This is a genomic window from Synechococcus sp. GEYO, assembly GCF_900473955.1.
Lineage (GTDB): Bacteria > Cyanobacteriota > Cyanobacteriia > PCC-6307 > Cyanobiaceae > Synechococcus_C.
The window spans coordinates 133,433-155,610 of record NZ_UCNL01000006.1 but is presented as its reverse complement, the minus strand read 5'-3'; the positions used below and the strand labels follow the sequence as shown (position 1 = coordinate 155,610).

Here is a 22,178-nt window from a genome sequence, read left to right as displayed (position 1 = left end):
TGGAAGGCCGAATTCTGCACAGCTCTTCCGGTGAATGACCCCAATTCTGGATTCGCTCTCGTTGATTCAGCCCAAATGTTCTGATTTGCCCCCCTAGCGTAAGCGAAGTTATTTCGCTCTTGTCTGTGGTTCCTGGCCGATTGTCCAAGCAATGGGTTCTCAGGTGGTTGGGAACCCTTTCCATTGCTCTGTCATTCATTTTCCTGCCGGCCAGGGTGCTTGCAGCCAATGCACTTCCCGGTACTCACAGTTTTGTGGCAGATGCAGTGCGCAACGTTGCTCCGGCAGTGGTCCGAATCGATACGGAGCGGGTCGTGGAGCGCCAGCCCTTTGATCCCAATCTGATCGACCCGCTGCTGAGGGATTTGCTCGGAGAGCCCGGCTATGGACCGGAGCGTCAGCGTGGTCAGGGTTCCGGAGTTGTGATCGACCGGGAGGGGTTGGTGCTCACCAATGCCCACGTTGTGGAGCAGGTGGAGGAGGTCAATGTCACCCTGGCCGACGGCGATCAACGCGATGGTGTTGTGATCGGGCGTGATCCAGTCACGGATCTGGCGCTGGTTAGGCTGGAGGGTGGTGAGTCTCCTAAGCCGGCCAGGCTCGGTGACTCCGATGCGTTGGATGTAGGTGACTGGGCCATTGCTCTGGGCACGCCCTATGGCCTCGAGCGAACCGTCACCCTGGGAATTGTCAGCAGCTTGCATCGCAACATCAGCAGCCTCGGTTTCAACGACAAGCGTCTCGATCTGATCCAGACCGATGCAGCGATTAATCCTGGAAACTCTGGCGGTCCACTGGTGAATGCTGATGGTCGCGTGATCGGCATCAACACCCTGGTGCGATCTGGCCCTGGAGCGGGACTTGGCTTCGCGATTCCCATCAATCTGGCGAGCCGTGTTGCTGAACAGCTGCAACAGGCCGGAGAGGTCGTTCATCCCTATCTCGGTCTTCAATTAATTCCTCTCACGGCCAGAATCGCTAGGGAGCACAACCGCGATCCCAATGCCCTGGTTGAGCTGCCTGAACGTTCCGGTGCTCTGGTTCAGTCTGTTCTGCCTGATAGTCCTGCTCAGCGAGCCGGCCTGCGTCGCGGTGATTTGGTGGTCAAGGCAGGAGAGGTTCCTGTGGATGATCCCCAGACACTGCTTCAGCAGGTCGATCAGGCTGAGATCCATCAGCCGCTCACACTGCAGATCATCCGTGGTGAAAAAGACCTTCAGCTGCCTGTCAAACCTGAACCTTTGCCGGGATTCGGCTGAAACCCTTGCTACGGTCTCGCCGGTTTATACCTGAGCGATGTCAGATCTTCAGAACCAGATGAAACAGGCCGTCGCAGAAGCGGCGGTGGAACAGTTCCGTGACGGCATGATCGTGGGGCTGGGATCGGGTTCCACAGCAGCTCTGATGATCAAGTGTCTCGGGCAGCGCCTGGCATCCGGACAGCTCAAGGACATCGTCGGTGTCACCACGTCGTTTCAAGGTGAGGTGCTTGCTGCAGATCTTGGTATCCCCCTGCGCAGCCTGAATGCTGTAGATCGAATCGATCTGGCCATCGATGGTGCCGATGAGGTGGATCCTGCGTTCCAGCTAATCAAGGGCGGCGGTGCATGTCACGTCCAGGAGAAGCTTGTCGCGGCTCGCGCTGAACGTTTCGTTGTTGTTGTGGACTCCACCAAGCTGGTGGACCGCCTGAATCTTGAATTTCTTCTGCCCGTTGAGGTTCTGCCGGGAGCCTGGCGTCAGGTCCAACAACAGTTGGCCGCGATGAATGGACAAGCCGAACTGCGCATGGCTCATCGCAAGGCCGGTCCAGTGGTGACCGATCAGGGCAATCTTGTGCTGGATGTTCGCTTCGAAGCAGGGATCACCAATCCTGTGAATCTGGAACGAAGCATTAACAACATCCCCGGTGTGTTGGAGAACGGTTTGTTTGTGAACCTCGCTGATGAGGTGCTCGTTGGTGAAGTGAACGACGGCGTGGCCGATGTTCGTCGATTGGACAAAGCCGGCTGATCGTCAGTTCAGCCGGACCTTCACCGAATTCGCGTGGCTGTGCAGTCCTTCGCTGTCGGCGAGTTCCACCACAGCTCCGCCCGTGGCTTCGAGGGCTTCCCGGCTGAATTCGATCATTGAGGTGTGGCGCATGAAGGTTTCCACGCTCAGAGCGCCGCTGTAACGCGCCGAACCGCACGTGGGCAGGGTGTGATTGGGGCCGGCTAGATAATCACCGACCGCTTCCGGGCTCCAGGGACCGATGAAAATGGCGCCTGCCTGCTGAATGCGATCCGCCAACATCCTCGGTCGCTCCACAAGTAGCTCCAGGTGTTCCGGTGCAAATCGATCGCTGAGGCGTGCGCAGGTTTCAAGGTTGTCGCAGACCACGACCAGCCCCCACTCACCGAGGGATTGCCTGCAAATGGCCTCACGGGGATGCCTGCTGAGTTGAGCTTCGAGCTCCACAGGCAGGGCATCAGCCAGAGACTGGGACGTGGTGAGCAGGATGGCGGCAGCCAGTGGATCGTGTTCTGCCTGCGCCAGAAGATCCGAAGCGACCTGAGCAACGCTGGCCGAGCCGTCGGCGATGACCAGCACTTCGCTGGGGCCAGCGAGGGAATCAATTCCGACCTGCCCGTAGACCAGCTTTTTAGCGAGGGTCACGTAGAGATTTCCTGGACCACTGATGACATCGACGCGGGGGATGGTTTCGGTGCCCAGGGCAAGAGCCGCGACCGCCTGGGCGCCTCCGATTCGATAGACCTCTTGCACCCCTGCCAGGTGAGCTGCCGCCAACACTGTGCGGTTCACCTGTCCAGTCCTTCCTGCTGGAGTGACCATCACCACTTTTTCCACACCGGCTGCTCTTGCAGGCACTGCATTCATCAGCACCGTGCTCGGGTAGGAGGCCCGCCCGCCAGGCACATAAAGACCTGCGGCCTGCACCGGTCGCCATCGCCGCCCCAGTCGTTCGCCATGAACGCCTTGCACATCAAGATCCTGAGGCTTCTGACGCTGGTGAAAATCCTGGATCCGACGATGGGCGAGTTCCAGGGCGTCTCTCAGATTTGCCGGGCTGCTCTCCCAGGCTTGTTGCAGCTCAATCGCTGGAACGCGCAATGGTTCCGGACGGAAACCGTCGAACTGTTCAGTCAGCGCAATCAGGGCATGATCACCTTCATGGCGGACGCGTTCGATGATGGCTTCGACCGTTGCCGTCGCCTCCCTCTGGGCCTGACCAGTGGTGCGGGTTGAAATCCGATCGAGCTGTTGCTCAGCCCCGGCTGCGCTCTCGAGGCACCTGGGCAGACCGCTCGCCGCTGGCTCCGTGCTCAGGGTGCTCATCAACGCCAGTCATCAGGTCTCTTCACGCTAGGGCCACTGCGTAGGACTTCGATGAGGAGCCAAGTGGTCCTGAGTTAGGGTTATGGATCGTCGATGAGAAATCCGCCTCTGTGGCCAATAACAAGTCCTCAAAGAAGCGCGTTGAGATCGCTGAGCGCAATCGCCTCGAGAACAAGGCCTATAAATCGGCCATGCGCACTCTGATGAAGCGTTGCCTGAGTGCCTGTGACGCTTACACCGCCACACCCGGCGATGAAGCGAAAGCTGGCGTTCAAAACAGCATGAATGCTGCTTTCAGCAAGATCGATAAGGCTGTCAAGCGTGGCGTGCTGCACCGCAATACCGGCGCTCACCAGAAAGCAAGGCTGACGGTTGCCGTGAAAAAAGCGATTGATCCAGCTCCCGCTGCGGGCTGACTCGCGATGTCCGGATCGGGTCTAAGCACTCAATCCCTGCAAAATGGATCCTGAAGGCGCGTTTCAGGATCCGATGGCCACTCCGGTGTTAATCGACAGCCACTGCCACATCGTCTTTCGAACCTTCGAAGAGGATCTTGAGGCTGTGGCCGAACGTTGGCGGGGGGCCGGTGTGACGTCGCTACTGCATGCCTGTGTCGAGCCGAGTGAGATCCCGGCCATCCGCTCGCTGGCGGATCGATTTCCGGAGATGCGTTACTCCGTAGGTGTTCATCCATTGGATACCAAACACTGGAGTCAGGACACACCCGATGTGTTGCGCCTGGCAGCACTCGATGACAGTCGGGTGGTGGCCATCGGCGAGCTCGGTCTCGATCTTTTCCGAGACAAGAATTTGGATGAGCAGCTTGCGATCCTGCGGCCCCAGCTCGATCTTGCTGTGGAGCTCAACCTGCCGGTGATCATCCATTGCCGCGATGCAGCAGAGCCGATGTTGACTGAACTGCGTGCGCGACGGCTCGAAGGACGTTGTCCGGCCGGCGTGATGCATTGCTGGGGAGGAACCCCTGAGGAGATGCACCAGTTTTTGGAGCTGGGGTTCTACATCAGCTTTAGCGGCACCGTGACGTTCCCTAAGGCAGTGCCGACCCATGACTGTGCGCGGGAGGTTCCTCAGGATCGATTCCTGGTAGAGACCGATTGTCCGTTCCTGGCGCCGGTGCCTCGTCGGGGCAAACGCAATGAGCCTGCGTTTGTGGCTTCGGTGGCCACACGTGTGGCCGAACTACGCCAGCAGTCGCTTGAGCAGGTCGCCCAGGACAGCACTGCCAATGCAAGGCGTCTGTTCAGGCTTCCCTGACCTTGGAGGTTGCTTCAACACGAAAGTGTAAGATGACTTATTGGCCTGGCCAAGCATGGTTTTCTGTGCTTGGGCTCCCGAAGCGTCCATTACCGTCCGGTGCATTGACGACGTCAGCTGTTCTGACCCGAGTCTTCTGAAGCCAGCAATTGCGGAGGTCGTCCCTGCCTAAGGGGCGGCAGCCGCTGTTTTGGTTGAAAGCTCACTCCACGGTTGAACCGGCTGCCTCCTTCAGGCCCCACTGTCCCCTCCGATACCTGCAGGTCTCCGCATGAGCAGCAGCGCGATTCAGGTCGCCAAGACCGCCACCTATCTGCCTGATCTGGTGGAGGTACAGCGTGCCAGTTTCAAGTGGTTTCTTGAGAGAGGTCTAATCGAGGAGCTTGAAAGCTTCTCGCCGATTACCGATTACACCGGCAAGCTCGAACTCCATTTCGTAGGTAGCGAGTACCGGCTGAAGCGCCCTCGCCACGACGTGGAAGAGGCCAAGCGTCGTGATGCGACGTTTGCTTCACAGATGTATGTGACCTGCCGTCTGGTCAACAAGGAGACCGGCGAGATCAAGGAACAAGAGGTGTTCATCGGCGAGCTGCCATTGATGACTGAGCGGGGGACGTTCATCATCAACGGCGCAGAGCGCGTGATCGTGAACCAGATCGTGCGCAGCCCTGGGGTCTATTTCAAAGATGAAATGGACAAGAACGGACGTCGCACCTACAACGCCAGCGTCATCCCGAATCGCGGAGCTTGGCTGAAGTTTGAGACCGACAAGAACGATCTTCTGCACGTTCGGGTTGATAAGACCCGCAAGATCAACGCTCACGTGCTCATGCGTGCCATGGGCCTCTCGGACAACGATGTGATCGACAAGCTCCGGCATCCGGAGTACTACAAAAAGTCGATTGAAGCCGCCAACGACGAGGGCATCAGCTCCGAGGATCAGGCTTTGCTTGAGCTCTATAAAAAGCTGCGTCCGGGTGAGCCGCCATCAGTCAGTGGGGGACAGCAGCTTCTGCAGACCCGTTTCTTTGATCCCAAGCGCTACGACCTCGGTCGAGTGGGTCGCTACAAGATCAATAAGAAGCTCCGTCTCACGATTCCAGACTCAGTGCGCACCCTCACCCACGAGGATGTGCTGTCCACCCTGGATTATCTGATCAATCTTGAGCTGGATGTTGGTGGTGCCAGTCTCGATGACATCGATCATCTGGGTAATCGCCGGGTCCGCTCCGTGGGTGAGCTGCTTCAGAACCAGGTGCGTGTTGGTCTGAATCGCCTTGAGCGAATCATCAAGGAACGGATGACGGTCGGTGAGACCGACTCGCTCACCCCTGCCCAGCTGGTCAATCCCAAGCCGCTCGTCGCAGCCATCAAGGAGTTCTTCGGCTCCAGTCAGCTGAGTCAGTTCATGGATCAAACGAATCCATTGGCTGAACTCACGCACAAGCGTCGTATTTCAGCTCTTGGTCCAGGAGGTCTGACCCGGGAGCGTGCAGGCTTTGCTGTGCGTGATATCCATCCTTCGCACTACGGCCGTCTCTGCCCGATCGAGACGCCTGAAGGCCCTAACGCCGGCCTCATCAATTCACTTGCCACCCACGCCCGGGTGAATGAATATGGTTTCATCGAAACCCCCTTCTGGAAAGTCGAGGAGGGGCGGGTTCTCAAGCAGGGCGATCCGATTTATCTGTCGGCTGATCTTGAGGACGAATGTCGTGTCGCCCCTGGAGATGTGGCGACCGACAGCGACGGAACGATCCTCGCTGATCTGATTCCTGTCCGATACAGGCAGGATTTTGAGAAGGTCCCCCCCGAGCAAGTGGACTACGTGCAGCTCTCACCCGTGCAGGTGATCTCTGTTGCTACCTCCTTGATTCCTTTCCTGGAGCACGACGACGCCAACCGCGCATTGATGGGCTCCAACATGCAGCGTCAGGCTGTGCCGCTGTTGCGTCCGGAGCGTCCGCTGGTCGGGACAGGCCTGGAAACTCAGGTTGCCCGCGACTCGGGGATGGTCCCGATCTCCAGGGTGAATGGCACCGTCACCTTCGTTGATGCCACCGCGATTGTGGTGCAGGACGAAGAAGGTCTCGAACACACCCATTTCCTCCAGAAGTACCAGCGTTCTAATCAGGACACCTGTCTGAACCAGCGTCCGATTGTTCGCCAGGGAGACCCGGTGATCGTGGGTCAGGTGCTTGCCGATGGTTCCGCCTGTGAAGGCGGTGAGATCGCTCTTGGTCAGAACGTGTTGATCGCTTACATGCCCTGGGAGGGTTACAACTACGAGGACGCAATCCTTGTGAGTGAGCGTCTGGTCAACGACGACCTCTACACCTCGGTGCACATCGAGAAGTACGAGATAGAGGCTCGTCAGACCAAGCTGGGGCCAGAGGAGATCACCCGAGAGATTCCCAACGTTGCAGAGGAAAGCCTCGGCAACCTCGATGAGATGGGCATCATCCGCATCGGTGCATTTGTGGAGAGCGGCGACATTCTTGTCGGCAAGGTGACGCCGAAGGGTGAATCCGATCAGCCCCCTGAGGAGAAACTGCTGCGCGCGATCTTTGGTGAAAAAGCCCGTGACGTGCGTGACAACTCACTGAGGGTGCCGAGTACCGAACGTGGACGTGTCGTGGATGTACGCATTTACACCCGCGAACAGGGTGATGAGCTGCCCCCCGGCGCCAACATGGTGGTGCGTGTGTATGTGGCTCAACGCCGCAAGATCCAGGTTGGCGACAAGATGGCCGGCCGCCATGGCAACAAGGGAATCATCAGCCGCATCCTCCCGCGTGAGGACATGCCCTACCTCCCCGATGGCACTCCTGTGGACATCGTGCTGAATCCTCTCGGCGTTCCCAGCCGAATGAATGTCGGCCAGGTGTTCGAGCTCCTGATGGGTTGGGCCGCTTCCAATCTCGACTGCCGAGTGAAGGTCGTGCCCTTCGATGAGATGTATGGCCCTGAAATGTCCCAGCAAACCGTCGAAACCTTTTTGAAGACAGCGGCCAAACAGCCTGGGAAGGAGTGGATCTACAACCCGGATGACCCCGGCAAGCTTCAGCTGATCGATGGCCGCACCGGTGAGCCTTTTGATCAGCCTGTGGCGGTGGGTTACTCCCATTTCCTCAAGCTGGTTCACCTGGTGGACGACAAGATCCATGCCCGCTCAACCGGCCCCTACTCCCTGGTCACCCAGCAACCTCTGGGGGGCAAGGCCCAGCAGGGTGGTCAGCGTCTCGGAGAGATGGAGGTGTGGGCTCTCGAGGCCTACGGCGCCGCTTACACCCTCCAAGAGCTGCTGACTGTCAAGTCCGACGACATGCAGGGACGCAACGAGGCTCTCAACGCCATCGTTAAAGGCAAGCCGATACCCCGCCCTGGGACGCCGGAATCGTTCAAGGTGCTGATGCGCGAGCTTCAGTCGCTGGGTCTTGACATTGCCGTGTTCACCGATGAAGGCAAGGAAGTGGACCTGATGCAGGACGTGAATCCACGTCGCAGCACCCCCAGTCGGCCTACCTACGAATCTCTGGGTGTCGCTGACTACGACGAGGACTGACGGATCAACGAACGAACCGACAAACCGCTCCCTCTTCCTTAACCGTCAATGACCAACAGCAACCTCCGGACCGAAAACCACTTCGATTACGTCAAGATCACACTCGCCTCACCTGATCGGGTGATGGAGTGGGGTCAGCGCACCTTGCCCAATGGCCAGGTGGTGGGCGAGGTCACCAAGCCTGAGACCATCAACTACCGAACCCTCAAGCCCGAGATGGACGGGCTGTTCTGTGAAAAGATCTTCGGTCCTTCCAAAGACTGGGAATGCCATTGCGGCAAATACAAGCGGGTGCGTCACCGCGGCATTGTCTGTGAGCGATGTGGCGTTGAGGTCACTGAAAGCCGGGTGCGCAGGCACCGCATGGGCTTCATCAAGCTTGCAGCCCCTGTCTCGCATGTTTGGTATCTGAAGGGCATCCCCAGCTACGTGGCAATCCTGCTGGATATGCCTCTGCGCGATGTGGAGCAGATTGTCTACTTCAACTGCTATGTGGTGCTGGATGCCGGTGATCACAAGGATCTCAAATACAAGCAGTTGCTTACTGAGGACGAGTGGCTGGAGATCGAGGATGAGATCTATGCCGAGGATTCTGAGATTGAGAACGAGCCGGTGGTAGGTATCGGTGCGGAAGCACTGAAGCAGCTGCTCGAAGATCTCACCTTGAATGAGGTGGCTGAACAGCTGCGTGAGGACATCGCCAGCAGCAAAGGTCAGAAGCGCGCCAAGCTGATCAAGCGCTTGCGCGTCATCGACAACTTCATTGCCACCAATGCCCGCCCCGAGTGGATGGTGCTCGATGTGATTCCGGTGATTCCTCCTGATCTGCGCCCGATGGTGCAGCTGGATGGTGGTCGTTTCGCCACCTCAGATCTCAATGATCTCTATCGCCGGGTGATCAACCGCAACAACAGGCTTGCGCGTTTGCAGGAGATCCTTGCCCCAGAGATCATCGTTCGCAATGAAAAGCGGATGCTGCAGGAGGCCGTGGATGCCTTGATCGACAACGGCCGCCGTGGTCGCACCGTCGTCGGTGCCAATAACCGTCCTCTGAAGTCACTCAGCGACATCATTGAGGGCAAGCAAGGTCGCTTCCGTCAGAACCTGCTCGGTAAGCGTGTCGACTACTCCGGTCGTTCCGTGATTGTGGTCGGTCCGAAACTGAAGATGCATCAATGCGGCCTGCCGAAGGAGATGGCGATTGAGCTGTTCCAGCCGTTCGTGATCCATCGTCTGATCCGTCAGAACATCGTTAACAACATCAAGGCCGCCAAGAAGCTCATCCAGCGTGCGGATGACGAGGTGATGCAGGTCCTTCAGGAGGTGATCGAGGGGCATCCGATCATGCTCAACCGAGCACCGACTCTGCACCGACTCGGCATTCAGGCTTTTGAGCCCAAATTGGTGGATGGCCGTGCCATCCAGCTCCATCCTCTCGTCTGCCCTGCGTTCAACGCTGACTTCGACGGTGACCAGATGGCTGTTCACGTGCCCCTGGCGATCGAAGCCCAGACCGAGGCCCGCATGCTGATGCTGGCGAGCAACAACATTCTCTCTCCCGCCACAGGCGAACCGATCATCACCCCATCGCAGGACATGGTGCTCGGTACGTATTACCTCACGGCGCTTCAGCCGCAGATGAGTCCGATTGAATTCGGGGACCGCAGTCGCACGTTCTCTGGTTTAGAGGACGTCATTCATGCTCTGGAAGACAATCGTCTGGGACTGCATGAGTGGGTCTGGGTTCGCTTCAACGGTGAGGTTGAGGACGACGACGAGCGCGACGAGCCCCTGAGCAGTGAAACCCTCTCCGACGGCACGAGGCTTGAGCAGTGGACTTACCGCCGTGATCGTTTTGATGAAGATGGAGCTCTGATCAGCCGCTACATCCTCACCACCGTGGGCCGTGTGGTGATGAATCACACCATCATTGATGCAGTGGCAGCCACCTGAACGATCAAGACCGACCTACTCCAACAACACGATTTCTCAGCGCTGTCATGACCTCCACTCCTTCCAAATCCCGTAAATCCTCCAAGTCTTCCAAGGCTGCCAAGGCCGCTAAGGCCGCAGCAGCAGCCGCTCAGGCGGCGCGTGCCCTAGCCAAAACTCCCCCACCCTTCCGCAACCATGTGGTTGATAAGAAGGGCCTTAAGCAACTGGTTGCCTGGGCTTTCAAGCATCACGGCACGGCGGCCACGTCTGCCATGGCAGACCAGCTCAAGGATCTTGGCTTCAAATACGCCACTCAGGCTGCGGTTTCCATTTCTGTGGATGATCTGAAGGTCCCCGAAGCGAAGCAGGATCTTCTAGGGGAGGCGGAAGAGTTGATCACGGCTACTGAGGAGTCTTATCGCCTTGGTGTGATTACGGAAGTTGAGCGTCATACCAAGGTCATCGACACCTGGACGGAGACCAACGAGCGTCTGGTGGATGCGGTCAAGAAGAACTTCAACCAGAACGATCCACTCAATTCGGTGTGGATGATGGCCAACTCCGGTGCTCGGGGCAACATGTCCCAGGTGCGCCAGCTGGTTGGCATGCGTGGCCTGATGGCCAACCCTCAGGGGGAGATCATTGACCTGCCGATCCGCACCAACTTCCGTGAAGGCTTGACCGTCACCGAATACGTCATCTCCTCCTATGGCGCCCGTAAGGGTCTTGTGGATACGGCACTGCGGACAGCTGACTCCGGCTATCTCACACGCCGGCTGGTCGACGTTGCCCAGGACGTGATCGTGCGCGAGGACGACTGCGGCACTATGCGTCGGATCGTGGTGAAGGCAGAGAACGGCAAGTTCGGCAATCGTCTGGTGGGTCGTCTCACTGCTGATCAAGTGTTGACTGGCGAGGGTGAGGTGCTTGCCGAGCGCAACACCGAAATCGATCCCCCCCTCTCGCAGCGGTTCCAGAAGGCCGGGGTGGAGGCAGTGAGCGTCCGCTCACCGCTCACTTGTGAAGCCAACCGCTCGGTTTGCCGCAAGTGCTACGGCTGGGCACTGGCACACAACGAGCTGGTGGATCTCGGCGAAGCCGTCGGCATCATCGCTGCTCAGTCGATTGGTGAGCCAGGAACGCAGCTCACCATGAGAACGTTCCACACAGGTGGTGTGTCAACCGCCGAATCCGGCGTGGTCCGCTCCAAGGTTGAGGGCACCGTTGAGTTCGGTGCGAAATCACGCGTGCGTCCTTACCGCACCCCCCATGGGGTCGACGCCCAGCAGGCTGAAGCTGATTTCAAACTCACCATCAATCCCTCCGGCAAGGGCAAGGCTCAGAAGATCGAGATCACCAGCGGTTCGCTGCTGTTTGTAGACAACGGCCAGGAGATCGCCACGGACGTGACCGTCGCTCAGATCGCTGCTGGTGCAGTCAAGAAGAGCGTTGAGAAGGCCACCAAGGACGTGATCTGTGATCTGGCTGGACAGGTCAGCTACGACCCCACGATTCAGCCCAGGGAAGTCACCGACCGCCAGGGCAACATCACGCATAAAGCACAGCGTCTCGGAAGGATGTGGGTGCTCGCCGGGGATGTGTACAACCTTCCCCCCAATGCCCAGCCTGTGGTCACCGCTGGCGCGCAGGTCACGGAAGCTCAGGTGCTCGCGGAAGCAAGTCAGGCCAGTGAGTACGGCGGTGCCGTCCGCCTGCGTGAAGCCCTTGGAGATTCACGTGAGGTGCAGATTGTCACCACGTCGATGACCTTGCGTGACTTCAAGCTGCAGGGTGAATCCACTCACGCTGGTGAGATCTGGAATCTGGAGGCCAAAGACGGCACTAGATACCGCCTCAACACGATCCCCGGCAGCAAAATCGGCAGTGGCGAAGTTGTCGCCGAACTCAACGACGATCGCTTCCGCACCCAGACCGGTGGACTGGTGCGTTTCGCTCCTGGTCTCGCCATCAAGAAAGCCCGATCTGCCAAGAACGGCTACGAGGTCAACAAGGGCGGAACCCTGCTCTGGATTCCCCAGGAAACCCATGAGATCAATAAGGACATCTCCCTGTTGATGATCACTGACGGTCAGTGGATCGAAGCCGGTACTGAGGTGGTGAAAGACATCTTCAGCCAGACGGCTGGCATCGTCACCGTCACTCAGAAAAATGACATCCTGCGCGAGATCATCGTGCGCAGCGGCAGCTTCCATCTCTGCACTGAGAAAAAAGCTCTTGAGCGTTTCACCGGTGACGGTGTGATGGTCAATCCCGGTGAACCGATCGCCAAGGGCATCAGCACCGACGCCATGGTGTACGTGCAGACCGTTGAAACCCCAGAAGGCTCAGGTCTGCTGCTGCGTCCAGTTGAGGAATACACCATCCCCAACGAGGCACAGCTCCCTGATCTTGGACATGTCAAGCAGCCGAATGGTCCTCACCTCGGCCTGAAGGCAACCCAACGCCTTTCGTTCAAAGACAACGAGCTGGTTAAGTCCGTTGAGGGTGTGGAGCTGTTGCGCACACAGCTGATGCTCGAAACATTCGACACCACGCCACAGATGACGGTGGATGTGGAACGCGTGCCAGACAGGCGTGCCAAGACGATCGAGCGCCTTCAGCTCGTGATCCTGGAGAGCATCCTGGTCCGTCGCGACACGATTTCCGATTCCAGTCACGGTTCCACCCACACCGAACTCCAGATTGAGGACGGTCAGTCGATCAAGGCTGGTGACGTGGTGGCCACCACGCAAATCCTCTGCAAGCAGGAGGGTGTGGCTCAGATGCCTGAAGCCACTGAAAGTGAGCCGGTGCGCCGCCTGATTGTTGAGCGCGCGGAAGACACCGTGACCATCAGCACGTCCGCCAAGCCTGCGGTGACGGTGGGTCAGCGCATTGTTGACGGCGATCTTCTCGCCGAAGGTCAGCCCGCTGATTGTTGCGGCGAGGTGGAACAGGTGGATGCCAAGTCCGTGACGCTGCGCTTGGGGCGTCCCTACATGATTTCACCGGATTCCCTCCTGCACGTCCGCGATGGCGATCTGGTGCAGCGGGGAGACGGTCTTGCATTGCTGGTGTTTGAACGTCAGAAGACCGGTGACATTGTTCAGGGTCTGCCCCGAATCGAAGAGCTGCTGGAAGCCCGGCGCCCGCGGGAGTCAGCGATCCTCTGCAAAAAGCCCGGCACCGTTGAGATCAAGCAGGGCGAAGATGACGAAACGACTGTGGTGACAGTCATCGAGACCGACGATGCCATCGGCGAGTATCCGATCCTGCTGGGCCGCAATGTGATGGTCAACGATGGCCAGCAAGTGACGGCCGGCGAGCTGCTGACGGACGGTCCGATCAACCCCCATGAGCTGCTGGAGTGTTTCTTCGAGGATCTGCGCAGCCGCAAGCCGTTGATGGATGCTGCCCAGGAGGCAATCGCCAACCTGCAGCATCGTCTGGTGACGGAGGTTCAGAACGTCTACAAATCCCAGGGCGTGTCAATCGATGACAAGCACATCGAGGTGATCGTGCGTCAGATGACCAGCAAAGTGCGGGTCGAGGATGCGGGCGACACCACCTTGTTGCCTGGTGAGTTGATTGAGCTTCGTCAGGTGGAGGACACCAATCAGGCGATGTCGATCACTGGCGGAGCTCCCGCCGAATTCACCCCGGTTCTGCTGGGGATCACCAAAGCCTCCCTCAACACCGACAGCTTCATCTCCGCTGCTTCCTTCCAGGAGACAACACGGGTTCTGACTGAAGCTGCCATCGAGGGCAAGAGCGACTGGCTCCGTGGTCTCAAGGAGAATGTGATCATCGGCCGTCTGATTCCAGCAGGCACCGGTTTCAGTGGCTTTGAAGAGGAGCTTCGTGCCGAAGCCGGTCCCCATCCCGACATCCTTGCCGAGGACCCCGTCGGTTACCGCCGTATGCAGAACCTCCGTCCGGACTACACCGTCGACATGCCTGCAGCTCCCGTCAAAGATGCCACTGCGGTTCTGGATGACCCGAGCGATGCCGATCTTGAGGCCACCCGCAGCCGTCATGGCATCGAGGGGGGTGCCAACTTCGCCGCTTTTGCCCGCCCTGATGCTGACAATGAGCTGAAGGAAGAGCAGGTGGTCGATGCTGAGGCGGTTGAGGGGCTTCAGGAGGAGGGACTTCTCAGCGATGAGTGAAATCTGTGGTCGCCTTCGCGTCCATCACCCTGTCCCTTTCAAACTGTGCGCTGAAGCCGGCTCTGTCCATGCTTGAACCCACCACGATTCCCGTTCGTCGTCTGCCTCGGTATGGGTTCCACACTCACACCGAGCGTCTGAATGGACGCATGGCCATGCTCGGTTTCATTGCCTTACTTGCGGTGGAAATCAAGCTTGGACACGGTCTTCTGATCTGGTGAGCAAAGCTCTGCTCGGTTGCAGCGCAGCCGAGCTCCAGGACTGGGTGGTGTCCCAGGGGCAGAAAGCCTTCCGCGGACGTCAGCTTCACGACTGGCTCTATTCCAAGGGTGCACACTCCTTGGATGACATCACTGTTCTGCCCAAGGCCTGGCGAGCCACGCTCAACGATCAGGGGGTGAGCATTGGTCGCCTGAAAGAGGTGCATCGCTCTGTGGCTTCCGATGCCACCACCAAGTTGCTTTTGGCCACTGATGACGGTGAAACCATTGAAACTGTGGGTATTCCCACGGACCAACGTCTGACCGTTTGTGTGTCCAGTCAGGTGGGCTGCCCAATGGCCTGCCGTTTTTGTGCCACGGGAAAAGATGGGCTGCAGCGTTCATTGCGGACCCACGAGATCGTCGACCAGGTCCTCAGTGTGCGGGAGGTGATGGATCGCCGTCCTTCTCACATTGTGTTCATGGGAATGGGCGAACCTCTTCTCAACAGCCGTGCAGTGCTGGAGGCGATCCGCTGTCTTAGTGATGATTTGGGAATCGGCCAGCGCCGGATCACAGTGAGCACCGTTGGCGTGCCAAAAACTTTGCCTCAGCTTGCTGAGTTGGCCATTGAAACCCTCGGCAGAGCTCAATTCACCCTGGCGGTGAGTCTGCACGCGCCCAATCAGCAGCTGCGGGAAGATCTCATCCCCACCGCCAAGGCCTATCCCTATGACGCTCTGCTCGATGACTGCCGCCACTATCTGGAGGTCACCGGCCGGCGGGTGAGCTTCGAATACATCCTGCTTGGACAACTCAATGACCGCCCGGAGCATGCCGAGGAACTGGCTGATCGTGTAGGCGGCTTTCAGAGTCACGTCAATCTGATTGCTTACAACCCAATTGAGGAAGAGGAGTTTCAGCGGCCATCACGTGAACGCATTGAGGGATTTCGCCGCGTGCTGGAACGTCGTGGCGTCGCTGTCAGCCTGCGCTCCAGCAGAGGCCTTGATCAGGATGCGGCTTGTGGTCAGCTGAGGCGATCGCGACAGAAGTAAGGGAGACTGCGAAGATCTGCGCGCCTCCATGGCTCCGATCGACTGGATCATTCTGATCGTGTATTTGGCGGCGACGCTGGCCCTCGGTCTCTGGTTGGCGCGACGCAATCGCGGTGAGGACGATTACTTCGTGGCAGGCCGGCGGCTCAGCGGCTGGCTCGCCGGTGCGTCAATGGCGGCCACCACGTTTTCGATCGATACCCCTCTTTATGTTGCGGGCATCGTGGGCACGCGGGGCCTTGCGGCGAACTGGGAGTGGTGGGGCTTCGGCCTGGCGCACGTGGCTATGGCCGTGGTGTTTGCTCCGTTATGGCGACGTAGCGGCGTGCTCACTGATGCCGCATTCACGGAGCTGCGATATGGAGGCCCTGCTGCTGCCTGGCTACGCGGTATCAAGGCTTTTCTGCTGGCGTTACCGGTGAACTGCATCGGCATCGGTTATGCCTTCCTCGCCATGCGCAAGGTGGTCGAGGCACTGGGCATCGTCTCCGATCAGCCGATTCAGGCAGCCGCTGGCCTCTCCGACACGTTGGTGCTGCTGATCATCGTGGCCGCCCTTGTGCTCGCATACACCGTTGCCGGTGGATTGTGGGCCGTGGTGATCACCGATTTCATTCAGCTCCTGCTGGCACTGCTGGGGGCAGGTGCTGTGGCGTGGGCTGCTGTTCATGCTGCCGGGGGAATGCAATCACTGCTGGATCAGCTGGATGCGCTGGGCCGCCCTGAACTGTTATCGATCGTGCCCTGGCGCTGGGGATCCGATGGTTTCGACTGGATCGGTGGTGCGGGGATCAGTGTCTCCACCTTTCTGGCTTATCTCACCGTGCAGTGGTGGAGTTTCCGCCGCAGTGACGGCGGTGGTGAGTTCATCCAACGGATGCTTGCCACCAAGGATGAACAGCAGGCGCGGCTCGCAGGCTGGGTGTTCCTGGTGGTCAACTACCTGCTGCGCAGTTGGCTCTGGGTGATTGTGGCTCTGGCTGCCCTGGTGCTGCTTCCTGACCAGGCCGACTGGGAACTCAGCTATCCGACACTCGCGGTTCAGTTTCTGCCCCCGGTGGTGCTCGGACTGGTGGTGGTCTCTCTGGTGGCTGCCTTCATGAGCACCGTGAGTACATCCGTCAACTGGGGAGCGAGTTACCTCACTCACGATCTGTATCAGCGCTTCCTGCGGCCCAATGCTTCTCAGCGTGAGCTTCTGTTGGTGGGTCAGCTGATGAGCGTGTTGCTGCTGGTACTGGGTGTGGTCACCGCGTTGATCAGCGACAGCATCGGCACGGTGTTCCGGCTGGTGATCGCCATCGGCACCGGCCCGGGTGTCGTCCTTGTGCTGCGCTGGTTCTGGTGGCGGATCAATGCCGCAGCCGAGCTGGCCGCCATGCTCTGCGGGTTTGTGGTGGGCCTGGTGACCTCGGTGGTTCCTCTGCTTCAGATCGCTGACTATGGAGAACGCTTGATTGTGACCACAGGCTTCACGGCGGTGGTCTGGATCACGGTGATGCTGTTGACCCCGCCGGAGTCCCCGGCTGTTCTGGAACGGTTCGTGCTGAAGGTTCGTCCTCCGGGACCTGGCTGGAGCCAGTGGCGCCGTGGCCTTGAGGCGACCGCATCAGAATCCCTCTCAGATCTGCTGGCTCGTTTTCTATTCAGTTCGGGGTTGCTGTTCGGAGCTTTGCTTGGATCAGGCGCATTCCTGTTGCATCAGCAACTGATGGGTTGGTTCGGCATGGTTCTGGCAGTGGTGTCTTGGATGCTTCTGCGCTGGACCGGACGATCCGCTGCTCCGGTCTGATCGGGCGCCAGTCACAATGCTCAGACATCCGGCAGCGATTTGGCTTTTTTCCGCAGCACCTTGCTTCCCATCTTGATCGTGGCACTGTTCGCGCTCGCCCTTATCGCTGTGAGCGCTCGCATCTGGCTCCCAGGCGACATGCTGGCGCCTGCTCCGATCAGCTGAGATTACGATCGGTTGATGGGCGATTCATCCAGCATCCAGAACGAGGACCCCATGGCTGAGCTGGCCATTGATCCTGATGTGCTGGCGCGTGAACTCGCCGCAGAGCTCATGGGCGATCCCCTCGATGAGATTGCCCCGGATGATCCGGAAGGCGATGCCCTAGAGGCGGTTCGAGCTTGTGATGAGGGCCTGGAATGGCTCAAGCAGGGGCATGACCAGCGCCTTCAGGGACTGAGGGTGTTCTGTGAACATCGCGACCCCCGTGCCGTTCCCTTGCTCCTGCCACTGCTCGATGAAACCTGTCCAGTGGTGCGGATGAGTGCTGTTTATGCACTGGGTCGGAACCCTTCCCTGCAGGCTGTGGAAGCTCTGCTGCGGCTTCTGCAGCTCGACAGCAATGCTTACGTCCGTAAGGCCACGGCCTGGAGTCTTGGTAATTACCCGGATGCGCCCGTGCTCAATCCATTGATCAGGGCCCTGCAGGTGGATGTGGCATCCGTGCGTCTTTGGGCTTCTGTGTCACTCGCGGAGGCCGGCAGCACCTCTCCAGTGAAGGCTGATCTCGCGGCAGGTCAGCTGCTGCTGAGCCTGAAGATCGACAGTGAACCCGTTGTGCGCAGCAACTGCATTTGGGCCCTGGGACGGCTTCACGATCAGCTTGTGAAACCCCGCCAGGATGAGATGGTTGAAGCATTCGTGGCAGCTCTGCTTCAGGATCGTGAAACTACGGTGCGTGATGAAGCCCGCACTGCCCTTGAGCAGCTCGATAATCCCGAGCTCGTGGATCGTCTTCAGACTCTGCTGGACGAAGGTCTGTTGATCTGATCCGATCACGTAACAGGGAACTCCGGCTCCTATCACTTCCCCTTAACATGCGTTTAATTCTGTGATGGAGCATGCCTCAGCGCACAGTGCGATTTCGCATTCGCCCCGATGGTCGTGTTGAAGAGCGGGTTGAAGGGGTCACCGGTGAAGCCTGCCTGCAACTCACGGATCGTCTTGAAACAGCGCTAGGCACTGTTGAACGACGCCAGCCCACTTCCGAAGCTTTCACTTCGACCCAGCCCGTCACTCAGTCCCAGTCCCAGTCCGTCGAGCCTTCCTGATGTCTCATTTCAGTACCGTTAAAACCGAACTCCGTCAGCTGGCTCCGCTGCGTGGAGCTCTCGAGGATCTGGGCTACACGCCCGGCGACAGTCAGCAGACTGTGCGTGGTTACAAAGGGCAGACTGTCGAAGCTGAGCTGGCAGTCGCCGTTGACGGTGGTGCCGACTTTGGGTTCCGATGGAACGAATCGAATCATGCCTACGAGTTCGTCACTGATCTGGACCTGTGGCGTCAGCCTGTGCCTGTTGAGCGTTTTCTCTCCCGTCTGACGCAGCGCTATGCACTGAGGTCAGTGCTGGAAGCCACGCGTCATGAAGGATTTGATGTCACAGAGCAGCGTGATTGCCAAGATGGATCTATCGAGCTGGTGGTGACCCGTTGGGACGCCTAAACCAGGTCTTTTGTCCAGAAGGTTGATCCTGTGAATAATCCAGCGGCTGTCGCCTATGTCGCAACTTCCTTTGATCAAGACGAGCGAACAGGATTGGAGCCTGTTCTGGGTGGCAGGCTTCAGCCCAAGGCGGTGTGGGTTGATGAAGCGGCCTGTATTGGTTGCCGTTACTGCGCGCATGTGGCCACGAACACCTTTGTGATTGAGCCTCATCTCGGGCGCTCCAGGGCAGTTCGTCAGGATGGCGATACCTCTGATTGCATCCAGGAAGCGATCGAGACCTGTCCTGTGGACTGCATCCACTGGGTTACTTTTAATGATCTGCCAGGGCTCAAGCGTCAGCTGGATGCCCAGGAACTGCTGCCGATGGGTGTTCCGTCGCCAGCTCGACCACGTCGTCAGCTTCCTCGCAACACTCATCACGGCTGATGGGGAGTTCCGGTCTGCCAACCCGTCGCTTCGGGCGCACCGAGATTTCAATGCCAGTGCTGTCACTGGGAGGCATGCGCTTTCAGCAGAGCTGGAGTGATCTTGAGGCCGATGCGATCACAGCTCAATCCCAGCAGTTGTTGCGCAGCACGCTGAAACGAGCAGTGCAGAAGGGGTTTCATCATGTGGAAACCGCCCGCCACTATGGCAGTTCAGAGCGACAGCTCGGCTGGGCCCTGCCGGATTGTCCTGATCCATCGCGAATCTTGCAGACCAAGGTTCCACCTCAGTCAGATGCGGCGCTTTTCGAAGCTGATCTTGAACTGTCCTTCACCCGTCTCGATGTGGATCGTGTGGATCTGCTTTCGATTCACGGTATCAATCTCCATTCCCATCTCGATCAGACGATCCGACCAGGAGGCTGCCTTGATGTCGTGCGTCGCTGGCAGGCCGAAGGCAGGATCGGTTATGTGGGCTTCTCCACCCATGGAGACACCGATCTCATTGTTGATGCCATCGAAACGGGCGTTTTCGATTACGTGAACCTGCACTGGTACTTCATCCGTCAGGACAACGAGCCGGCGATCGCAGCAGCCAGTCGTCAGGACATGGGCGTGTTCATCATCAGTCCCACCGATAAGGGAGGGCACTTGCACACCCCCGGACCCCGCCTGCTGGAGCTCACGCAACCCTTGCATCCGATTGTGTTCAATGATCTCTTCTGCCTCCGTGATTCGCGGGTTCACACGTTGAGCATTGGTGCTGCACGTCCCCAAGACCTTGATCTGCATCTCGAGGCGGTTTCTCTGCTGGATCAGGCGGAGGAGTTGGTGGCGCCGATCGAATCTCGCCTTCGACTTGCGGAATGCGATGCCCTTGGTGCCTCATGGCTGACAAGTTGGAGAGAGGGATTGCCCGAATGGCAGGACACGCCAGGGGAGATCAACCTGCCGATGCTGCTTTGGCTTCACAACCTGCTTGAGGCATGGGATCTGGAGGGCTTCGTCAAGGCGCGTTACGGCTTGCTGGGTCGTGCCGGTCATTGGTTTCCGGGAGCCAATGCCGATGCGCTTGATGCCAGCGTGAGTGAGGAGCTGCTGTTGTCGGTTTTGAATGACAGTCCCTGGAGGGACCATATTCCCAGCCTTCTGCGCAGACTGCGTGAGCGGGCGGGCGGCTCTGCTCAGGAGCGACTGTCGTCGGCTTGAACCCCGAGGGGCATTTTGCTGGGCATGCCTGTGGCCCGTGGGTAGGCCCTGGGTGTTGCCGCTTCAGGACCAATCCTGATCAGGGTGCGAGCTCCTCGCTGGCAGGGCAGTTCCATGCGTTGCAGCCTCATAGAGCGAGCTCTCAGCAGTTTCAGTGCTGATTTCAGCTCCATGTCATCCGTGTCCTGCCAGCGCCCGCGATAGAGCAAGCCCTCTCCGCTCCTGCGCAACAACGGCACGAGGTATTCCGCCACCACCGGAGCTGCGCCCACGGCACGGGCCATCGCAAGATCAAACGTGCCTCGACAGCTGGGATCCTGACCCGTGCGTTCCACCCGTTCTGTGCGGACCAGCACCCGATCGCCGAAGCCCATCGACTTCGCCATTGCAGCCACGGCAGCGGTCTTGCGTCCCACTGAATCCACCAAGGTCAGCTCAGCGCCTGGAAGAGCAATGGCCACAGCCAGGCCAGGGAAGCCTCCGCCTGTGCCCACATCGATGCAGCGGCGAGCAGTGTCTGGGCTCATCAGCTCGGGTAACAGAGGCCAGAGGCTGTCAAAAACCTGAGCAATCCAGAAATCTTCCCCCTCCACCAGCCGGGTGAGATTGACGCGGCTGTTCCAGTCTTCAAGCAGCTGCTGAAGCTCAATGAACTGTCTTAGCTGTCCGGCATCAGGGCTCCATCCGAGCAATTTCCAGAGCTCGGGTCCCGGATTGGCGAACGGCGATGTGTCCGGCATGGCGGCCTAACCGTCACACCTTTCTAGAATGGCGTTGATGCCCAGGTGCTGCCCAACGCAATGGCCCCTCAGGCTCAGGACATCACCTATTACGAGCGACTGGGTGTCTCTCGCAGTGCTGATGCTGATGCTTTGCGCCAGGCCTTCCGTCGCTTGAGCAAGGCGGTGCATCCAGACACCACCCGTTTGCCGGCACAGGATGCGGCTCGCCAATTTCGGCTGCTGCGAGAAGCGTATGAGCAGCTCGCCGATCCACGTCGTCGTCGTTTGTACGACGCTGCGCTGCGGGAAAGGGACGCGATACAGCAGACCGTGATGCCTTCCCTGCCGGTTCCTCATGCGATCGGTCAGCGTCGTCCCCTCTCCGGTGGTGAATGGCTCTCACTGCTCTTGTTGCTGGGGTCTTTGCTGCTCTGTCTGCTGCTTGGCGTTGGTGTGGCCTGGAGCCGAGGACTTGAACTTCAGGTGCAGCCGAGTTGGCTAGTGGAGGAGCAGACTCAGCTCATGGATGCGCAGCCCGGTGATTCCGATGGCATCACTTCCTTCAGCGGACACGCCGCTCAACCAGCATTCCCTGCAGGCACTTGAGCAGTGGTTGCAGTCGCTGGGCGCCACCCGCAGTAATCAGGACCCCTGCGACTGGGTCTGGGAGCAGCCAGCCTGGAGTGCACTGCTGAGGCTCGATCAGCAGGATCTTGGAGTGATCTGGACTTCGGAGCAGCCAACCCGCTCCTGTTCCTACCCCTATGGCCTGACCCGAGAGGATGTGGAATCTGCACTCCGTCTTGGTCCGTGAACATCGGTG

At 58.9% G+C, this 22,178-nt stretch carries 20 protein-coding genes; 18 read left to right on the top strand and 2 right to left on the bottom strand.

What is annotated here, in order from left to right; all coding sequences use genetic code 11:
* Positions 1 to 188: 188 nt before the first annotated feature.
* On the top strand, positions 189 to 1,259 hold the full coding sequence (locus DXY37_RS04910) for a trypsin-like peptidase domain-containing protein (RefSeq protein WP_244276888.1): 1,071 nt from the start codon (positions 189 to 191) through the stop codon (positions 1,257 to 1,259).
* A 37-nt stretch (positions 1,260 to 1,296) separates the two neighbouring features.
* Positions 1,297 to 2,013: a ribose-5-phosphate isomerase RpiA gene (rpiA, locus tag DXY37_RS04905; protein WP_115125616.1), complete on the top strand. Its 717-nt coding sequence runs from the start codon at positions 1,297 to 1,299 to the stop codon at positions 2,011 to 2,013.
* A gap of 3 nt (positions 2,014 to 2,016) precedes the next feature.
* Here the strand turns inward: rpiA and hisD are convergent, their stop codons facing one another.
* Positions 2,017 to 3,339, bottom strand: a complete 1,323-nt coding sequence (gene hisD / locus DXY37_RS04900) for a histidinol dehydrogenase (RefSeq protein ID WP_115125615.1) — start codon at positions 3,337 to 3,339, stop codon at positions 2,017 to 2,019.
* 110 nt (positions 3,340 to 3,449) lie between these two features.
* Here hisD and rpsT point away from each other — a divergent pair, with 110 nt between their 5' ends.
* From rpsT to DXY37_RS04835, 14 genes are all read left to right on the top strand, one after another.
* Entirely contained in the window at positions 3,450 to 3,755 is a 306-nt protein-coding gene (gene rpsT, locus DXY37_RS04895) for a 30S ribosomal protein S20 (RefSeq protein WP_115125614.1), read from the top strand.
* 73 nt (positions 3,756 to 3,828) lie between these two features.
* A complete protein-coding gene (locus DXY37_RS04890) occupies positions 3,829 to 4,614 on the top strand; it encodes a TatD family hydrolase (RefSeq protein WP_115125649.1) in 786 nt (261 codons plus the stop codon).
* A 271-nt stretch (positions 4,615 to 4,885) separates the two neighbouring features.
* Entirely contained in the window at positions 4,886 to 8,179 is a 3,294-nt protein-coding gene (rpoB, locus tag DXY37_RS04885; RefSeq protein WP_115125613.1) for a DNA-directed RNA polymerase subunit beta, read from the top strand.
* A gap of 48 nt (positions 8,180 to 8,227) precedes the next feature.
* Positions 8,228 to 10,132: a DNA-directed RNA polymerase subunit gamma gene (locus tag DXY37_RS04880; protein ID WP_115125612.1), complete on the top strand. Its 1,905-nt coding sequence runs from the start codon at positions 8,228 to 8,230 to the stop codon at positions 10,130 to 10,132.
* Between the two features lie 47 nt (positions 10,133 to 10,179).
* Entirely contained in the window at positions 10,180 to 14,283 is a 4,104-nt protein-coding gene (locus DXY37_RS04875; protein WP_115125611.1) for a DNA-directed RNA polymerase subunit beta', read from the top strand.
* A gap of 68 nt (positions 14,284 to 14,351) precedes the next feature.
* Positions 14,352 to 14,504 carry a high light inducible protein gene (locus DXY37_RS04870; RefSeq protein WP_066911119.1) on the top strand — a complete coding sequence of 51 codons (153 nt, stop codon included), beginning with the start codon at positions 14,352 to 14,354 and terminating at the stop codon, positions 14,502 to 14,504.
* Complete coding sequence (gene rlmN / locus DXY37_RS04865) at positions 14,501 to 15,541, top strand: 23S rRNA (adenine(2503)-C(2))-methyltransferase RlmN (RefSeq protein WP_115125610.1); 1,041 nt, start codon at positions 14,501 to 14,503, stop codon at positions 15,539 to 15,541. Before DXY37_RS04870 ends, rlmN begins: the two co-directional genes overlap by 4 nt.
* Positions 15,542 to 15,569: 28 nt before the next feature.
* Complete coding sequence (locus DXY37_RS04860) at positions 15,570 to 17,333, top strand: sodium:solute symporter family protein (protein ID WP_115125609.1); 1,764 nt, start codon at positions 15,570 to 15,572, stop codon at positions 17,331 to 17,333.
* Positions 17,334 to 17,372: 39 nt separating this feature from the next.
* Positions 17,373 to 17,498, top strand: coding sequence for a hypothetical protein (locus tag DXY37_RS13665; protein WP_256377362.1), 126 nt, complete (start codon positions 17,373 to 17,375; stop codon positions 17,496 to 17,498).
* Positions 17,499 to 17,513: 15 nt separating this feature from the next.
* The gene (locus DXY37_RS04855; RefSeq protein WP_115125608.1) at positions 17,514 to 18,323 is read left to right on the top strand and encodes a HEAT repeat domain-containing protein; all 810 of its coding nucleotides are present in this window, start codon (positions 17,514 to 17,516) and stop codon (positions 18,321 to 18,323) included.
* Positions 18,324 to 18,394: 71 nt separating this feature from the next.
* Positions 18,395 to 18,604: a DUF2997 domain-containing protein gene (locus DXY37_RS04850; protein WP_067095710.1), complete on the top strand. Its 210-nt coding sequence runs from the start codon at positions 18,395 to 18,397 to the stop codon at positions 18,602 to 18,604.
* Positions 18,604 to 18,996, top strand: coding sequence for a DUF1257 domain-containing protein (locus DXY37_RS04845; RefSeq protein WP_115125607.1), 393 nt, complete (start codon positions 18,604 to 18,606; stop codon positions 18,994 to 18,996). The genes DXY37_RS04850 and DXY37_RS04845 overlap by 1 nt, the downstream gene beginning before the upstream one ends.
* Positions 18,997 to 19,026: 30 nt before the next feature.
* Positions 19,027 to 19,425, top strand: a complete 399-nt coding sequence (locus DXY37_RS04840) for a ferredoxin (protein WP_115125606.1) — start codon at positions 19,027 to 19,029, stop codon at positions 19,423 to 19,425.
* Positions 19,425 to 20,633 carry an aldo/keto reductase gene (locus DXY37_RS04835; protein WP_244276880.1) on the top strand — a complete coding sequence of 403 codons (1,209 nt, stop codon included), beginning with the start codon at positions 19,425 to 19,427 and terminating at the stop codon, positions 20,631 to 20,633. Before DXY37_RS04840 ends, DXY37_RS04835 begins: the two co-directional genes overlap by 1 nt.
* On the opposite strand, the gene DXY37_RS04830 is transcribed toward DXY37_RS04835, so the two are convergent.
* Positions 20,609 to 21,373, bottom strand: coding sequence for a 16S rRNA (guanine(527)-N(7))-methyltransferase RsmG (locus DXY37_RS04830; RefSeq protein WP_115125605.1), 765 nt, complete (start codon positions 21,371 to 21,373; stop codon positions 20,609 to 20,611). The genes DXY37_RS04835 and DXY37_RS04830 overlap by 25 nt on opposite strands.
* 60 nt (positions 21,374 to 21,433) lie before the next feature.
* Here DXY37_RS04830 and DXY37_RS04825 point away from each other — a divergent pair, with 60 nt between their 5' ends.
* Both DXY37_RS04825 and DXY37_RS04820 read left to right on the top strand, forming a co-directional pair.
* A complete protein-coding gene (locus tag DXY37_RS04825) occupies positions 21,434 to 21,961 on the top strand; it encodes a J domain-containing protein (protein WP_115125604.1) in 528 nt (175 codons plus the stop codon).
* Complete coding sequence (locus DXY37_RS04820; RefSeq protein ID WP_244276878.1) at positions 21,903 to 22,169, top strand: DUF3143 domain-containing protein; 267 nt, start codon at positions 21,903 to 21,905, stop codon at positions 22,167 to 22,169. The genes DXY37_RS04825 and DXY37_RS04820 overlap by 59 nt, the downstream gene beginning before the upstream one ends.
* The last annotated feature ends 9 nt before the right edge of the window (positions 22,170 to 22,178 follow it).

Excerpts from the sequence above, each read along its gene's own strand:
- DXY37_RS04875 (WP_115125611.1), top strand. The coding sequence starts at position 10,180 with ATGACCTCCACTCCTTCCAAATCCCGTAAATCCTCCAAGTCTTCCAAG.
- DXY37_RS04855 (WP_115125608.1), top strand. The coding sequence starts at position 17,514 with ATGGGCGATTCATCCAGCATCCAGAACGAGGACCCCATGGCTGAGCTG.
- rpiA (WP_115125616.1), top strand. The coding sequence starts at position 1,297 with ATGTCAGATCTTCAGAACCAGATGAAACAGGCCGTCGCAGAAGCGGCG.
- DXY37_RS04835 (WP_244276880.1), top strand. The coding sequence starts at position 19,425 with ATGGGGAGTTCCGGTCTGCCAACCCGTCGCTTCGGGCGCACCGAGATT.
- DXY37_RS04850 (WP_067095710.1), top strand. The coding sequence starts at position 18,395 with ATGCCTCAGCGCACAGTGCGATTTCGCATTCGCCCCGATGGTCGTGTT.
- DXY37_RS04870 (WP_066911119.1), top strand. The coding sequence starts at position 14,352 with ATGCTTGAACCCACCACGATTCCCGTTCGTCGTCTGCCTCGGTATGGG.
- DXY37_RS04845 (WP_115125607.1), top strand. The coding sequence starts at position 18,604 with ATGTCTCATTTCAGTACCGTTAAAACCGAACTCCGTCAGCTGGCTCCG.
- DXY37_RS04880 (WP_115125612.1), top strand. The coding sequence starts at position 8,228 with ATGACCAACAGCAACCTCCGGACCGAAAACCACTTCGATTACGTCAAG.
- rpoB (WP_115125613.1), top strand. The coding sequence starts at position 4,886 with ATGAGCAGCAGCGCGATTCAGGTCGCCAAGACCGCCACCTATCTGCCT.
- DXY37_RS04820 (WP_244276878.1), top strand. The coding sequence starts at position 21,903 with ATGGCATCACTTCCTTCAGCGGACACGCCGCTCAACCAGCATTCCCTG.
- DXY37_RS04890 (WP_115125649.1), top strand. The coding sequence starts at position 3,829 with ATGGCCACTCCGGTGTTAATCGACAGCCACTGCCACATCGTCTTTCGA.
- hisD (WP_115125615.1), bottom strand. The coding sequence starts at position 3,339 with ATGAGCACCCTGAGCACGGAGCCAGCGGCGAGCGGTCTGCCCAGGTGC.
- DXY37_RS04860 (WP_115125609.1), top strand. The coding sequence starts at position 15,570 with ATGGCTCCGATCGACTGGATCATTCTGATCGTGTATTTGGCGGCGACG.
- DXY37_RS04825 (WP_115125604.1), top strand. The coding sequence starts at position 21,434 with ATGGCCCCTCAGGCTCAGGACATCACCTATTACGAGCGACTGGGTGTC.
- DXY37_RS04830 (WP_115125605.1), bottom strand. The coding sequence starts at position 21,373 with ATGCCGGACACATCGCCGTTCGCCAATCCGGGACCCGAGCTCTGGAAA.